Raw genomic sequence first — 14,363 nt, forward strand, 5'->3', positions numbered from 1 at the left:
GCGGAATGTAACATATTTTGCAGCAAACCTCAGCGTTATTTCCCACGTTCAATCTCTCTCTGAACTTGAACCATGGATTTTGCCCAAGGTCCTAAAGCTTGAACGTCAACAGACAATTCAGAAACGGCATCACGTGCTTGTTGAATGGTTGGAAAATCTTTGTAGGTGACGATAAACCACTCAATGCCATTTCGAACCGTTGGATAAATGCGAACACTTTCTTGAATTTGGTGTAAGTCGATAAAATCTTGCACTTCCTCTTTGGAGGTCAGTGCTGCAAGTTGAAGGGTGTAGTTCCTAGAAGACACCGCAGACAATTCATCTCTCGCATAAGAAAAAGTAAGTGCTTTAGGGGCTGACTCTTCATTTACAGCCTCAGTTTCGACTGGCGTTTGTTGGCTGAGTTCTTCATTGGCAATCGCATCAGTTTTCGCGTCTTCAATTGCATCATTGATAACAGTAACGGTTTGCAGTGGTCTTTCATCTTGTAACAACGCATCCACAACGTCAGATGGAACCACAACGCGTTTTCCGGCATCGCTTTGCCCAACTTCTGCAGTTTGGTCGGTTACTTGCGGAGGCAAAGCAGCAAAATCATCGTTGCTGTCGCTACCAGCATTTGAACCGTTATCGGCGGTAACATCATCTAGATTGATCCCAGACACAAGCTCGTCACCTGAACCGCTCGAAACGCTGTCGCCTTCTAATAACAAGCTTTGGGAGGGCTCATTTTCGTTTTCAGCATTAATACCATCAAGTAAATTCGGCTGACTTAAGTACCACCAGTATCCACCACCTATCAGCAAAAGCAGCAGCAATACGACGATAGCAATTCGAATAGGTGATTCAATCACCGAGCGGATGATGACTCTTCTTTCCACTTTTTTATTTCCTAATTCCATTAGCTGCCCCGGTAGTCGCTGTGTTTTTGCGATAGATTTACGAACTTTCTTCTTTGCGTCTTCGCCAACGGTATAGCGAATCACTAATGCTTCAGTAAATGCGATGGCTTCTTCTGAACTGAGTGGTTCTATTTCGAAATCGATAGGTTTGGTTTCTTGACCATAGCTAATGCGAGTCAAAATGTGCTCTAGGCTATCCCCTTTCGAAAAAAGCACTACATTCACTGACCATTTAGGATGATTCTGAGCTTCGATGACCAGCATCCACAATTCGGCGAGCAAGTCTTCACTTAATAGTTCAGCATCGTCCACGACAAACACGACATCGCATGCTTCATCACCGACTAAGCGAGAAAAGCTGTCGATGATTGTATCGTGTTCATTAAATAGGGGATCGGACACTATCTGATTGAGCATCATTGCACGTTGCTGCTCATCAGATTGTGTGGGAAAACAGAGAAGGAGGGATTGGTTCTTTTCAGATGCCCAAGCCTCAAGATAGCGCTGAGCAAGCCAGGTTTTTCCTGAGCCTGAATTACCCGTGATATTGATTAAGTTGGAGCCAAAACGAGTCAGGAGCTGCACTCTGTCAAGCAGCTCCGTCTGTGTTTCTATTTCCAGTACTCGCATTTCATGAGCAAGACTCATTGACGCCACCTTTGGTAATCGGCAGGCGTATTACTCACTTACTCGACATGCGTCGATCGCCTGCTCAATAACATGATTTGGAACATCTGATACAACCTTAGACGTTCCGATACCCGTAGGCAGCACCAAACGGAGCTTGCCCGAAAGTACTTTTTTATCACGCATCATGTGTTTGATAAAGTCTTCGAAACTCATACTGTTAGGCGTATGCACTGGCAAACGGGATTTCTTAAGTATAGATAGGATTCGTTCAAACTGTTGCTGATCAATCATTCCCTGCAATAACGCCGTTTTTGCAGCCATTACAGTACCGGATGAAACCGCCTCTCCGTGAAGCCAGTTTCCATACCCCATTTCCGCTTCAATAGCGTGTCCGAATGTATGTCCAAGGTTCAGCAGTGCGCGAATGCCGGACTCTTTCTCGTCCTGAGCAACAACATCAGCTTTTATCTGACAACAACGGGCAATGGCGTACGTCAGCGCTTCTTCATCCAGCGCGTACAATCGCTCCAAGTTATCTTCAAGCCACGCGAAAAACTCGCCATCGTATATGATGCCGTATTTAATAACTTCAGCGATGCCTGCTGCAAACTCGCGCTCAGGCAAAGATTTCAAGCAATCAGTATCAATCACTACAGATTGGGGCTGATAAAACGCCCCAATCATGTTTTTACCAAGCGAGTGGTTTACTCCTGTCTTTCCGCCGACAGAAGAATCTACTTGAGACAGCAATGTAGTCGGAATTTGGATGAAGTCGACACCGCGCTGATAGCTCGCTGCCGCGAATCCGACCAAATCACCAATTACACCACCACCTAGAGCAACGACCGTCACATCACGTCCGTAATTGCCCTCAAGCAAAAACGTCATGATGGTATTGAACGTGTCTAGATTTTTGTATTGCTCTCCGTCAGGTAGCTCAAGCAACTTGGCTTCATGGCCAAGAGACTCAAGCTTACTAACGATGGTATCCGCATAAAGAGGAGCCACTGTTACGTTACTGATAACAACAACTTTCTTTGAAGATATGTTAGAAAAGTACGCCGAGTCTTTGAATAACTCGGCACCAATAGATATTGGGTAGCTACGCTCACCAAGATCGACCGTAATCCGTTCCATGGTTTGCTCTCCGAAATTGAACTTAACGTTCTTCTAGCATTTTTACGATTTGGTTGGCTACTACTTTTGCACTTTGATCATCGGTACGTACTACGTAATCGGCAACTTCTTCATATAAGCCGTTACGCTCTCCAGCCAGAGACTCAAGTACATTTCGAGGATTATCAGTTTGCAGCAGAGGACGCTTTTTATCGCGATTCGTGCGTGCTAGCTGTTTTTCGATTGTGGTTTCTAGATACACAACCACACCGCGAGCCGATAGACGGTTGCGGTTTTCTTTACTTTTGACTGAGCCGCCACCTGTCGCCAGAACAATACCTTGTTGCTCCGTTAGATCATTGATGACCGCTTCTTCGCGTTGGCGGAAGCCATCTTCACCTTCCACATCAAACACCCAAGCTATATCAGCGCCTGTGCGCTCTTCGATAACCGTGTCAGAATCAACAAACTCCATATGAAGTTGCTGAGCTAGGTGTCTACCAATTGTACTTTTGCCGGCGCCCATTGGGCCAACAAGAAAAATGTTACGTTTTTCAGCCATGTTAAGCAGTAATTTACAACGTTAATTCAATGACATCGCCTTGAAGTAAGCCAGATTGGCACTATATGAAAGCCTTCAAGGCACCTTTTCCTCACAGATAAATTCGTGATCAGACCCAAAATTATCTCAATTATGATGCCTTGAATGCAACCTTATTTTTTGTCGATGATTGAGAATCTGACCAAACACTACTGTAGAACCACTTTCGGCGTAATGAAAATCAGCAATTCGCTTTTCCCTAAATTTTCGTAACTTCGACGGAAAAGTGCGCCTAATAGGGGTAAATCACCCAAAAGTGGCACCTTATCGACGGTATTTGTCACACTTTGCTGATAGATTCCTCCCAGAACAACTGTTTCACCGTTATCTACTAAAACTTGAGTACCAATTCTCTGAGTTTCAATAGCAAGGGCTTCGCCGTTCCCTGTTTTTACGACTTTACCGGGTCTATCCTGCGTTACACTCAGATCCAGCACTAATTTGTTGTCTGGCGTAATCTGAGGCGTTACTTTCAAGCTCAATACCGCTTTTCGGAATGACACTGTCGTCGCACCACTAGAAGAAGCTTCAAGATATGGAATTTCGGTACCCTGCTCAATATAAGCCGGTTTTTTATTGGTCGTAATCAGTCTTGGGCTGGAAATGATTTCCGCTTTGTTTTCTGTTTGGAGCGCAGAGAGCTCCAGATCCAACAAGGTATCTGTCCCAAGTTTTGCCACTTGAAACGCAATACTTGCCGCATTTTTATTTGTTGCGCCTAAATTCACCGCAAGGAAATCATCAATGGTTGAACTGCCGCCTCCGCCCTCACCTTCTCCACCGGAATCGCCACCAGAGCCACCGCCTGCTTGGTAAAGCCCAACGGTTGCAAGATTGTTTTCTATGCTCCCGCCAACAGTATTGGTTCCACTGGTCGAGCTGAAGCCCCAACGAACCCCTAGCTCCTCAATTTCCCCTTCTGTTATGGTGACAATACGCGCTTCAATTTGAACTTGTTTAACAGGAATATCTAACGACTCGACAATGTCTTCAACAACGGCGATGTTTTCAGGCAAATCACGTACTAACAAAGCATTTGTACGTTCATCTATCGAAATACTTCCGCGCTCAGAAAGCATCGATACTTCACCGTGCCCGCCAATCATATCGGCAATATCAGACGCCTTGGCGAACTTTACTTCAATAATTTTTGATTCCAACGAGCCCAGTTCTTGTGCCAAACGCTCCTGTTCGAGATCTTGTTGCTCTCGGCTATCAAACTCTTCTTTAGGGGCGACCAAAATCACGTTACCTTCAACGCGCTTGTCCAACCCCTTCACTTTCAAAATGATGTCGAGGACTTGCTGCCAAGGGACATCATCGACCTTTAATGTGAGATTGCCGGATACTGAATCTGAGACAACAAGGTTGAACTCGTTGTAGTCCGCTATGAGCTGCAATACGCTTCGAACTGGGATGTCTTGAAAGTTGATCGAAATAAGCTTGCCGTCTTTTTCAAGAATACTGGCTTGTTCAGGCTCATCTTTTGGTTTGGCGGAAACCGTGACCTCAAGAAAGCGATCACGTAATCGATAATCATAATTGTAGGCGGCGTTTGTCGTGGCAAATAGGCGGGTATTTGAACCTTCTCTAAACACCTCGACACTTTCGACATTAGTAGAAAAGTCGGCTACATCTACAACAAATAGCTTTTCATCTTCTACGCTGGTTTCATGCAAGGAGATGTTCAAGCCATCGGGCATTGGCTGAATATCCACAGCCGCTGCGTTAGACGCCAATTCAATCACCAACAGTGCATGCTTGTCTTTATTGAGTCTAAAATCAATTCCTACAAATTCATTGGATTGAGCAGATGCTCCAGTCGCAACAAATAACCCTATAAAGATAAGCAAAGCACGACGATACATCTGCGTCATATTGACTTTTTCCCTTTTAATCTTAAATCCTAAAATTTATTTCAATGCGAGCTTCACGTTACGCTGCTGCCAACACCCAAGCCCATCAGGTAGTGTTTCCTGAATCGTCAGGTGCTTTGGAGTAATGTTGATTACCTTGCCATTGTTTAAACCAAGGTAATGTCCCTGCTTTACCTTGACGACATGACCATCAGGGACTTGAATAATGCCCGACACCTTTTTGCCGCTTCCCATGACCCCTTTTAACTTGAGTTGAGTGAGAGCAAACCTTTCTAATTTCCCATTCTTCCTTCGGGAGGCTGGTTGCCAACAGTCTTTAACCAAAGATGGTTGGGTTTCAACAACCGCAATTTTGGGTAAAGCAAAAGGAACACGTGCCGTTACTGGCACATATTCACTGGCCTTAAACGACTGCTCTGCTTGAAGCTTGGATACTTGCGTAGACGCGTTGGCTTGTGTCTTTAAAATAAAGTCCTGAAGCGGTTCGTGGTTGGCACGACAACCGCTTAAAGCTGCAATTGCGACCAGTGCCATCAGCGGCTTATTCATCACTCACCTCCGGTTTAAACTGATATGTGTAGGCCCTTACCCTAAAGTGCAGTGTGCTGCTTTCTTGGCTCACTCTCTGCCAATCAACATCATCAAAATTTATGATTCGAGGTAAGTTAGCGATTGCCGCAGAAAATTCGCCAATATTTTGGTAAGTCCCTGTCAGTTCAATGTTTAGAGGCAATCGATATAAGAATTCCTGATTTTGCTTTTCACCCCAGTCAATACGGGTAAACGTTAGCCCATGTTGAATGCCCAACTCATTGACCGACGCAAGCATACTTGCCAACTCTTTCTGTTCCGGTAACTGCTTTAACAAGTAGTCATAGCGGCTGTTGAGTTCATCTAATTGTTCTTCCAATTTAGGTAATGCAGCTACTTTATTGGTTTTGATGATCAGCGTGCTTTTCAGGGTTTGTTCTTTTTGGCGTAGCTGCTCCAGTTCTTCATTCATTGGCGCGAGATAAAACCAGCTGCCCAGCGCCTGTATTAAAAGAAAAAGAAGCCCAAATACCAAAAGTTGTGCTGGAAGTGGCCATTCTGGCAAGTCTTCAAAATCAAGGTCTTGCCAGTCAATCATGATTTCTCATCCTTTTGAGGTGCAAATACAAACGACACTTTGAATGTCTTAAACACTTTGCCAAACAACTTCTTCCCCGACACAATTGAGTGCATTTCCACGTCAGCGAGTTTGGCTGAACGCTCCAATAGATCGAGCATGGTCGTGATATTGGCTGTACTGTCGCTGATGCCGTTAATTTCTACTTCAAAGTCGTTCATCTCAATTTTGTCGACGAAGACGCCAGGTGGAATAGCATCAGGCAACAGAGACATAAAATCGGTTGTTTTATTGCGTTTTATTTGCAGCGCTTCGACCGAACGCAACCGAGTTAGGATAGATTCATGCTGATCGCGAACTTGGCTTAGCCCACGTAGTTGCTGGTCAAGATAAGAGATGTGTCGAGTCAGTTCGGCATTGCGCTCTTCTTGCATACTTTTCTGCTGGGAAAAATACACACCAGCGCCCCACTGCACACCAACGGCAACCAAAATCGCAGCAGCGAGATAAGAAAAAAACTGACGACGGTATTTAGCACGCTGCTCGTCGCGCCAAGGCAATAAGTTGATGCTATGCATGGTGATTTCCTTTTAACCACTCAACACCGCTAATCGCCAACCCCATTGCCACGCCATAAGCGGCAGAATCCGACAATTGCTTAACCGACTGCTTAGTGCCATTTTCAACTAACCCAAACGGATTTAGTGGCGAGGTTTCGAGCCGAAGTTCTTTACTAAGCATGTCAGCAATACCCACCAAATTAGCCCCGCCGCCGCTCAACCAAATGCCATCAATGTTTTGTTGGGGGTTTACGGAGTTGTATAAGCTGATGTGTCTTTGTAGCTTTTCACCCAGATCTTTGACAAAACTCTGGGTGACGGAGTCGCTACTCAGAGTCATGGCATCAGACATTGCTTGTGACTGCGCAACGTTTTGAGTACCAAATGGGATTTCTTTATAGAAAGGGGTTCTGCCTGCTGCGACAGTACACAAAGATGTTTGATTTAAACCGATATCCACCAGCATCCACTGCCTTCTATCAGGATGAACTTGGCTAGCCAAACGCCATACTTTCAACAAGCTATTGGCATGGACATCAATCGTCAGAGGCTTAAAACCGGCTTTCGTTAATGCGGTAACACGAGAGTCGACCACCTCTTTGCGTGTCGCATAAACTTGAAAAGTGGAAGTCGAACTGCGAGTCGTGACTTTTTGGTCCACTTCAATAAAATCGAGGCTTAATTCTTCGAGTGGGATCGGTGATTGTTGACCAAACGCTTGATGGACAGCGAACTCCTGCTCTCTCCCATCCATATCTTGTTCAATTTGAAGTACTTTGCTGATAACAGCCTTATCGGGTACGGAAACTGCGACTTGATGACTAAAAAGAGGTAAGCCCTTTTTAAGTTCTTTGAGTTTCTTTACAATCTTCTGATAATCGAGGGTATGGTTTTCAGAGAAAATATCTTCGGGTACATTAAGCTCATTATAACCAACCAATTGCATTAGCTCGCCGATAGGCTTCATTGCGACAGCTTTAATACTGTGATGACCGAAATCGATGCCAATTACTAAAGATCTACCCATGGCGATTTGGCTCCTAAAAGAGTGTTACACTCGGCAAGTTGGAAAAACGAGTTGTTTAAGACATATCCAAAAAATAATCCTGACGTTTTAGCGCAGTAACAGAAGATATGTAACCAGATAGCCAAATTAAACAGGGATTCTCCGGTGAAGTTCATAAAGCATTTGTTAATATTTTCATTGGTTTGCACCATTTTGGGAGTGACCACAATTATTGGGTTTTACTTTTATGTAAAGCCTGAGCTCCCTGATGTTGCAACACTAAAAGACGTAGAACTGCAAACGCCGATGCAGGTATACAGTCAAGATGGAAAGCTGATCTCACAATTTGGTGAAAAGCGTCGAGTACCCGTTGCACACGACGACATCCCTCAAGAGCTTATTGATGCGCTAATTGCAACCGAAGATAGCCGTTTTTTCGACCACCCCGGTATTGATCCAATTGGTATCGTTCGTGCGGCTATTGTTGTTGCAACAACAGGTTCAGCGAAACAAGGGGCAAGTACGATTACCCAGCAGTTAGCGAGAAACTTCTTTCTGACTAACGAAAAAAAGATCATGCGGAAAATCAAAGAGATTTTTATCGCAATCCACATTGAGCAGCTTCTGACTAAAGAAGAAATTCTAGAGCTGTACATCAACAAAATTTTTCTTGGCTATCGTTCTTATGGATTTGGGGCCGCTGCTCAAGTCTATTTCGGTAAAGAATTAAGCGATTTATCTTTAAGTGAACTAGCGACTTTGGCTGGAATGCCAAAAGCCCCGTCGAGCATTAACCCAATTCGTTCCGTAGAGCGTGCCACCAAACGCCGAAATGTCGTACTGATGCGTATGCTTGATGAAAAGTACATCACTCAAGAACAGTACGATTCCGCTCGTTCAGAAACCATTGTGGCAAAATACCACGGAGCAGAAATTGAACTCAGTGCGCCTTATGCCGCTGAAATCGCACGCTCTTGGGCATTAGAAAACTACGGTGAAGATGCGTATACATCAGGTATGAAAATCTACACAACCGTGAACTCCAAGCTGCAACAAGCTGCCAATGAAGCCACTATCAATAATTTGTTGGGCTACGATGAGAGACACGGTTATCGCGGCGCAGAAGAAGAGCTTTGGGCTACAGGTGAAGTGCCTTGGACCGAGGACAAAATGCGCAAACACCTACGCACAGTGCCAACTTACGGAAAGCTCATCCCTGCCATCGTTACTGAAGTCGGAGAGAAATCCGCCAAGATTTACATTAAGAACCAAAATTTCTCATCTCTCGATTGGGATGCGATGAAATGGGCTCGTCAATTTAGAAGTGACAAACGCCAAGGTAGTGCTCCTAAAAAAGCGTCGGAGATTTTATCCGTCGGAGATCAAATTTGGGTGCGTAAGCTTTCGCTTCCGGCAAGTGATGACAAACTAGAGCAACAGTGGGCGTGGAAACTTGCTCAAGTGCCAGACGCCAATACCGCATTTGTCGCAATGAATCCAAATGATGGTGCCGTTGTGTCATTGGTTGGCGGTTTCAACTTTGTTCACAGTAAGTTTAATCGCGCCACTCAATCTGTCCGTCAAGTCGGTTCGAGCATAAAGCCGTTCATTTACGCCGCCGCCATCGATAAAGGTATGACACTGGCGAGTTTGATTAACGACGCCCCCGTCAACAAGTGGGACAAGAGCCAAGGCACCGCGTGGCGTCCTAAAAACTCACCACCGACATACACTGGCCCAACTCGCATGCGCGTTGGACTCGCTCAATCAAAGAATGTCATGGCCGTACGAATCTTACGTCGAGTTGGATTGGACGAATCCATTGACTACCTTACTCGATTTGGTTTCGAAAAAGATCAGCTTCCTCGCTCTGAAACTATCGCGTTGGGTGCAGGCAGTTTAACTCCAGTCAAAATGGCTCAGGGTTATTCTGTTTTCGCGAATGGCGGTTATTTTGTCGAGCCTTACTACATAAGCCGTGTGGAAGATGCGTTTGGTAGACCTATCTTGGAAGCCAACCCAAAGGTGGTTTGCCACAAAGATTGCCAAGCCCAAAAGAGCAACGAGTTTGAAGAGCAGGATGTCGATTCTCCCTATGCGCCTCAAGTTATTTCAGAACAAACCGCCTTCTTAATGCGCGAGATGATGTACAGCAACGTATGGGGTGGTGGCAACTGGCGTAAAGGCACAGGTTGGAATGGTACTGGTTGGCGCGCGAAGAAATTGGGGCGTCGCGACATAGGTGGAAAAACAGGAACCACCAACGATTCTAAAGATGCATGGTACAACGGTTACGCACCGGGAATGGTGGCTATTGCATGGGTTGGTTTTGATAACCACCAAAGAGAACTCGGGCGCAGTGTGGTAAACCCGAACTTAGGTAAAGACCAAGTTACCGGAGCAGAAGCCGGAGCGAAAACGGCACAGCCAGCTTGGGTAAACTTTATGAAGGTCGCACTGGAAGATGTCCCTGCGGTACGTAAAAAACTACCTCCGGGTATCATTCGAACCCGTATTGATGCGGAATCAGGGCTGCTTACCAACAAATCTGACGATTCAACCATGTTTGAATACTTCAGACGCGGAACGGAGCCAAGAGAGTATACTCACGATCCTATAAGCGAAGCCATATACAGCGAGGACGGTGAAGAGCTGTTTTAACCACATGAATTAGCTCCAACAATTTCTAATTCTGTATAAAAAAAGGCGCATCAGCGCCTTTTTTATTTCCAACTAACCGCCTACTTTCGCTTTATACAAGCTCTGAAATACTCTCAGCCAGCTGTTCAAAACGGTTTCGAAGCGGAGAACCTGGTCTATAAACCAACACAATACGTCGGCTTGGTTGAGGATTACTGGCGCGCACGTAGCACACGCCATCACGCTTCTTCTCAGCGGGAACCGACAATGCAGGTAACAGGGTAATACCACCACCAGCTGCAACCATATTACGCAGCGTTTCGAGACTGGTCGCTTTAAAGCGCTCATCATCACGCGCACCCGCAGCAAAACAAAAACCTAGCGCCTGATCCCGTAAACAATGCCCATCACCTAACGCAAGAACCGTCTTACCATTCAGTTCAAGCATGTCTATTTCATCGCGTTCTGCCCATTCATGATCACAAGGCACAGCAACACTCATGGGCTCGTTGTATAGATCCAACTCTTTAAATGGCTCAGTCTCTGCAACCGAAGCCAGTACCAAACAATCTAACCGTCCCTCTTCAAGCTGCCTAACGAGCTGATGGGTTTGTGCTTCATGCAAAAACAATTCTAAATCAGGGAACTGCTCCTTAAGCTGTGGAATGATTTTAGGGAGTAAATAAGGACCAACCGTAGGAATAAAACCGATGTGCAAAGGACCACTCATCTCTTTGCCCTGCAAGGTTGCCATATCTGTAAATAACTTCACTTCACCCAGAATTCTCTTCGCTTGATCCACAAGCTGTAAACCCGACTCGGTAAACAAGACTCTGCGGCTACTGCGCTCTAAAAGCGCGGTCCCTAATTCATCCTCCAACTTGCGAATTTGACCACTCAACGTGGGCTGGCTAACAAAACACGCTTCTGCAGCTTTGCGAAAGTGTTTGTGCTCAGCGAGAGACACTAGGTATTCGAAATCACGAATGTTCATCTTTCCACCCTAAAATAGAAATTATCTATCAATACCATAACAATAAACGATTGGAGCTATCAACCCGATCGTTGAATAATGGACTCAACAAAACGAAACAGGCTGAATAAACAAAAGCCAGCTACGCTGATTAAGGTCGGCTACACATAAGAATTCAAAAATCCAAAGAGGAAACCAACATGTTCGCATCAAAAGAAGGTCAAACTGTACCACAGGTCACTTTTCCGACTCGCCAAGGTGATGCTTGGGTAAACGTGACATCGGATGACCTTTTCAAAGACAAGACCGTCATCGTGTTCAGCTTACCTGGTGCATTTACACCAACGTGTTCATCAAGCCACCTACCGCGCTACAACGAACTGTTCTCAGTATTCAAAGAACACGGTGTTGATGAAATCGTCTGTATGTCTGTGAATGACACTTTTGTTATGAATGCTTGGAAAGAAGACCAAGAAGCAGAGCATATTTCTTTCATCCCAGATGGAAATGGTGAATTTACTGATGGAATGGGCATGTTAGTCGACAAAAATGACATCGGTTTTGGTAAGCGTTCATGGCGCTACAGCATGCTGGTGAAGAATGGCGTTGTTGAGAAAATGTTTGTTGAACCAAACGAGCCGGGCGACCCGTTCAAGGTTTCGGATGCAGACACGATGCTTGGTTACATCGCTCCGGATTACAAAACTCAGGAATCCATTACCGTATTCTCAAAACCAGGTTGCCCTTTCTGTGCGAAAGCGAAACAAAATCTGATTGATCACGGTCTTCAATATGAAGAAGTCATTCTGGGTAAAGATGCAACAACCGTGAGCTTAAGAGCTATCACCGGTCGTGCAACGGTTCCACAAGTATTCATTGGTGGTAAACACATTGGTGGCAGTGAAGAATTAGAAAGCTTTCTTCTTAAGTAATCCAAAGTAACGACGTATTCCTGAAAATTAAGCCCGAGGAAACTCGGGCTTTTCATTCCAAACCGACATTAAAGAGAATCCATTATGAAACAACTGAATGTTGATGTAGCGATTATTGGTGGCGGCACCGCTGGTCTTGGCGCATATCGAACTGCAAAAGCGCATACATCAAATGTCGTGATGATCGAAGGTGGTCCTTACGGTACAACATGTGCTCGCGTAGGTTGTATGCCGTCTAAATTGCTCATCGCAGCTGCTGAAAGTGTTCACCAAATTGAGAAAGCACCAGGCTTCGGTATCCACCCGCAAGGTGAGATCGTCATCAACGGTCGTGAAGTAATGGATCGAGTAAAGCGCGAACGTGATCGCTTCGTCGGGTTTGTATTAGAAGGCGTGGATGATATTCCAGCAGAAGACAAAATATCGGGTTACGCAAAATTTATCGATAACAACACCCTGATCATCGATGATCACACTGAAGTAAAAGCACAACGCATTGTGATTGCGACGGGTTCTCGCCCTGCCTACCCGGGTGTCTGGAATGAATTAGGCGATCGCCTTATCGTTAATGATGATGTGTTTGATTGGGATGATCTTCCTGGCTCTGTCGCGGTATTTGGACCGGGGGTTATTGGCTTGGAATTAGGGCAGTCACTCCACCGATTAGGGGTTGATGTGAAGCTGTTTGGTTTAGGTGGGCAAGTCGGTCCTCTAACCGATCCTGAAGTCATGGCTTACGCTAACAAAGCTTTCAGTGAAGAGTTTTACCTAGATGCCGATGTCAAAGTCGAAAGCATGAAGCGCGTCGATGATAAGGTTGAGATCCAATTTATTAATCACGACGGCGAGCTTGAAACCTTTGTTACCGATTACGTATTGGCTGCGACGGGTCGCCGCCCGAATGTCGACAAACTGGATCTGGAAAATACGGATATAGATTTAGATGATCGAGGTGTCCCAAAAGCGGATCACTACACACTGCAAACGTCGGTTGAAAACATCTTTATCGCTGGCGATGCAAGCAACCAGATCCCGTTGCTTCACGAAGCCGCCGATCAAGGTCGTATTGCAGGCGATAATGCAGGTCGCTTCCCAGACATCCGTGCAGGGCTGCGTCGTTCTTCTATCTCCGCAGTATTCTCGGATCCTCAAATCGCAATGGTGGGAGAAACTTATCACCAGATCACTCAGCGTCTAGGCAACTGCGGTTGTTTTGCAACGGGTGAAGTGTCGTTCGAAAGCCAAGGTCGCTCTCGCGTTATGCTGCGCAATAAAGGCGTCTTGCACGTATACGGGGAACAAGGCACAGGTCGATTCTTAGGTGCAGAAATGATGGGACCGAATGCGGAGCATTTAGCTCACCTTCTAGCCTGGGCTCACCAAAACAAAATGACCATATCTGAAATGCTGGACATGCCTTTCTATCACCCTGTGATTGAAGAAGGGGTTCGAACCGCGCTTCGTGATTTAAATGCCAAGTTACACCTTGGTCCTGAAATGATTAAGCACTGCTTGGATTGCGGTCCGGGTTGCTAATTTAACTCAGCCTAGAATTTAACTACTTAAAATAAGAAATTGCTTCTAAGTCCTTTTTTACCCTGACTTTTTCTCCAGAGTCAGGGTCTTTTCACATTAATTTCATCTAAATTTGAACTTGCATCCTTATGATACGCAATTCGTTTAGCTATAATTATTGAAAGAATTATTTAACGAAAAGCGACTTTATGCCGTGTCGAACATGCCAAGAAAACTGGTTTTGGAAGAAAATAGGCCGTTGCCAGCGATGCATGGATCAACTCACTGTACTTTCGGTCGCGTGCTGGGTTGTTTGGTGGTTTGCTTTAAAAGAGTCTCCCAATAGTATTCAGTCTGTGACGTTAATTTTTGCTGGCTTTGCTTTCAATGCCTTACTTGCCATGCATCTTTGGATGAAGTTTGTCATTTTCCCTTGGCAAGCACGCAATAAAAAACCGCGCTGATTTCTGCGCGGCTTCCATTGTATGAAGGCTACTTCTTAA

Annotated in this window: 13 protein-coding genes; 4 read left to right on the forward strand and 9 right to left on the reverse strand. The window is 45.3% G+C overall.

What is annotated here, in order from left to right; translation table 11 throughout:
* Window positions 1-35 precede the first annotated feature (35 nt).
* The 8 genes from LDO37_RS16920 to pilM form a co-directional block, all read right to left on the reverse strand.
* Window positions 36-1,550, reverse strand: a complete 1,515-nt coding sequence (locus tag LDO37_RS16920; RefSeq protein ID WP_126606770.1) for an AAA family ATPase — start codon at window positions 1,548-1,550, stop codon at window positions 36-38.
* Between the two features lie 30 nt (window positions 1,551-1,580).
* Entirely contained in the window at window positions 1,581-2,669 is a 1,089-nt protein-coding gene (gene aroB / locus LDO37_RS16925; protein WP_104400116.1) for a 3-dehydroquinate synthase, read from the reverse strand.
* A gap of 22 nt (window positions 2,670-2,691) precedes the next feature.
* Window positions 2,692-3,210, reverse strand: a complete 519-nt coding sequence (gene aroK / locus LDO37_RS16930) for a shikimate kinase AroK (protein WP_101114086.1) — start codon at window positions 3,208-3,210, stop codon at window positions 2,692-2,694.
* Window positions 3,211-3,398: 188 nt separating this feature from the next.
* Window positions 3,399-5,117, reverse strand: coding sequence for a type IV pilus secretin PilQ (locus LDO37_RS16935; RefSeq protein WP_399481255.1), 1,719 nt, complete (start codon window positions 5,115-5,117; stop codon window positions 3,399-3,401).
* Window positions 5,118-5,162: 45 nt separating this feature from the next.
* Window positions 5,163-5,675: a pilus assembly protein PilP gene (locus LDO37_RS16940; RefSeq protein WP_101114082.1), complete on the reverse strand. Its 513-nt coding sequence runs from the start codon at window positions 5,673-5,675 to the stop codon at window positions 5,163-5,165.
* Window positions 5,668-6,255 carry a type IV pilus inner membrane component PilO gene (gene pilO, locus LDO37_RS16945; protein ID WP_101114080.1) on the reverse strand — a complete coding sequence of 196 codons (588 nt, stop codon included), beginning with the start codon at window positions 6,253-6,255 and terminating at the stop codon, window positions 5,668-5,670. The genes LDO37_RS16940 and pilO overlap by 8 nt, the downstream gene beginning before the upstream one ends.
* The gene (locus LDO37_RS16950) at window positions 6,252-6,812 is read right to left on the reverse strand and encodes a PilN domain-containing protein (RefSeq protein ID WP_126606771.1); all 561 of its coding nucleotides are present in this window, start codon (window positions 6,810-6,812) and stop codon (window positions 6,252-6,254) included. Before LDO37_RS16950 ends, pilO begins: the two co-directional genes overlap by 4 nt.
* Window positions 6,805-7,821: a type IV pilus assembly protein PilM gene (gene pilM, locus LDO37_RS16955; RefSeq protein WP_126606772.1), complete on the reverse strand. Its 1,017-nt coding sequence runs from the start codon at window positions 7,819-7,821 to the stop codon at window positions 6,805-6,807. Before pilM ends, LDO37_RS16950 begins: the two co-directional genes overlap by 8 nt.
* 144 nt (window positions 7,822-7,965) lie before the next feature.
* Between pilM and LDO37_RS16960 the strand changes: the two genes are divergently transcribed.
* The gene (locus LDO37_RS16960; RefSeq protein WP_126606773.1) at window positions 7,966-10,461 is read left to right on the forward strand and encodes a penicillin-binding protein 1A; all 2,496 of its coding nucleotides are present in this window, start codon (window positions 7,966-7,968) and stop codon (window positions 10,459-10,461) included.
* A gap of 91 nt (window positions 10,462-10,552) precedes the next feature.
* On the opposite strand, the gene oxyR is transcribed toward LDO37_RS16960, so the two are convergent.
* On the reverse strand, window positions 10,553-11,434 hold the full coding sequence (gene oxyR, locus LDO37_RS16965; protein ID WP_101114073.1) for a DNA-binding transcriptional regulator OxyR: 882 nt from the start codon (window positions 11,432-11,434) through the stop codon (window positions 10,553-10,555).
* Between the two features lie 179 nt (window positions 11,435-11,613).
* Between oxyR and LDO37_RS16970 the strand changes: the two genes are divergently transcribed.
* From LDO37_RS16970 to LDO37_RS16980, 3 genes are all read left to right on the forward strand, one after another.
* A complete protein-coding gene (locus LDO37_RS16970; protein ID WP_126606774.1) occupies window positions 11,614-12,345 on the forward strand; it encodes a glutathione peroxidase in 732 nt (243 codons plus the stop codon).
* 84 nt (window positions 12,346-12,429) lie between these two features.
* Entirely contained in the window at window positions 12,430-13,881 is a 1,452-nt protein-coding gene (locus LDO37_RS16975) for a dihydrolipoyl dehydrogenase (protein ID WP_126606775.1), read from the forward strand.
* Window positions 13,882-14,069: 188 nt separating this feature from the next.
* Complete coding sequence (locus tag LDO37_RS16980) at window positions 14,070-14,324, forward strand: DUF3624 domain-containing protein (protein ID WP_126606776.1); 255 nt, start codon at window positions 14,070-14,072, stop codon at window positions 14,322-14,324.
* Window positions 14,325-14,363: the final 39 nt, after the last annotated feature.

The organism is Vibrio penaeicida (assembly GCF_019977755.1).
Taxonomy (GTDB): domain Bacteria; phylum Pseudomonadota; class Gammaproteobacteria; order Enterobacterales; family Vibrionaceae; genus Vibrio; species Vibrio penaeicida.